This window comes from Methylobacterium sp. WL116 (assembly GCF_008039455.1).
In the GTDB taxonomy this organism is placed as follows: Bacteria; Pseudomonadota; Alphaproteobacteria; order Rhizobiales; family Beijerinckiaceae; genus Methylobacterium.
On the sequence record NZ_VRUV01000782.1, the window covers coordinates 1 to 1,538 of the forward strand.

Here is a 1,538-nt window from a genome sequence, read left to right on the forward strand (position 1 = left end):
GCCCTAGCGGCAGGCCGAGCGAGACCGCGAGCGCCACCGAGACGAGGTCGGGCGCGACGTGCTGGCCCGCATCGTCTACGGGGCGCGGGCCTCGCTCGGCGCCGGCCTCGTCTCGGTGGCGCTCGCGGTCTCGCTCGGCCTGCCGCTCGGGCTCGTCGCCGGCTATGCCGGCGGCTGGGTCGACGGCGCGATCATGCGGCTCACCGATGCGCTCCTGGCGATCCCGTTCCTGATCCTGGCGATCGCGCTTGCTGCCTTCCTCGGCCCGAGCCTGACCAACGCGATGGTGGCGATCGGCCTCTCGGCGACCTCGACCTTCGTCCGGCTCACCCGCGCGCAGGTCCAGGCAGTGGCGGCGGAGGAGTTCGTCGAGGCGGCGCGCTCGGTCGGCAACCCGCCCTGGCGGATCGCGCTGGTGCACATCCTGCCCAACATCGTGCCGGCGATTCTGGTCCAGGCGACGCTGACCATCGCCGCGGCGATCATCGCCGAGGCGAGCCTGTCCTTCCTCGGGCTCGGCCAGCAGCCGCCCGAGCCGAGCTGGGGCGCGATGCTCAACGTCGCCAAGAACTTCCTCGACCAGGCGCCGTGGATGGCGATCTGGCCCGGCCTGTCGATCTTCCTCGCCGTGCTCGGCTTCAACCTGCTCGGCGACGGGCTGCGCGACGCGCTGGATCCGCGGGCCCGCACATGAGCGACATGCCGCGTCTCGAAACGCCCCTGCTCGAGGTCCGCGACCTCGCCGTCGCCTTCGACACCGACGGGGGCGCGGTCCACGCCGTCAACGGCGTCTCGTACGCGCTCCGCGAGGGCGAGACGCTGGGCATCGTCGGCGAATCGGGCTCCGGCAAGAGCGTGCACGTGCTGGCCATGCTCGGCCTGATCCCGCGGCCGCCCGGCCGGATCACCGGCGGTCAGGTGCTGTTCCGGGGCCGCGACCTGCTCACCCTGCCCGAGAAGGCGCTCCGAAAAGTCCGCGGCGGCGAGATCGGGTTCGTGTTCCAGGACCCGATGAGCTCGCTCAACCCCGGCATGACCGTGGCGGCGCAGATCGTCGAGCCGCTGCGCATCCATCTCGGCCTCGACGCCCGCGCGGCGCGCCGGCGTGCGCGGGAGCTGCTCGACCTCGTCCGCATCCCGAACGCGGCCGGCCGCCTCGACCAGTACCCGCACGAGTTCTCCGGCGGCCAGCGCCAGCGCGTGATGATCGCCATCGGGATCGCCTGCCGCCCGAAGCTCCTCATCGCGGACGAGGCGACGACGGCGCTCGACGTCACGGTGCAGGCCGAGATCGTCGCCCTGGTGCAGGAGCTGAAGCGCGAGATCGGCATGGCGATCATCTGGATCACCCACGACCTCGGGGTGGTCGCCGGCATCAGCGACACGGTGCAGGTGATGTATGCCGGCCGCATCCTCGAGCGCGGGCCGGTGGACGACATCTTCGCCGACCCGCGCAGCGCCTACACCCTCGGCCTGCTGCGCTCGCTCCCCGACCTCACCCGCGGCCGGGCCGGGCGCGGGTGAGGTCGGGGAGCGAG

2 pseudogenes are annotated in these 1,538 nt (G+C 72.7%); both read left to right on the forward strand.

Annotated elements, in window-relative coordinates:
* Window positions 1-40: 40 nt before the first annotated feature.
* Window positions 41-694 (forward strand): annotated as a pseudogene (locus tag FV223_RS27285) (ABC transporter permease); the annotation flags it as partial.
* 5 nt (window positions 695-699) lie between these two features.
* Window positions 700-1,518 (forward strand): annotated as a pseudogene (locus FV223_RS27290) (ABC transporter ATP-binding protein); the annotation flags it as partial.
* Window positions 1,519-1,538 lie beyond the last annotated feature (20 nt).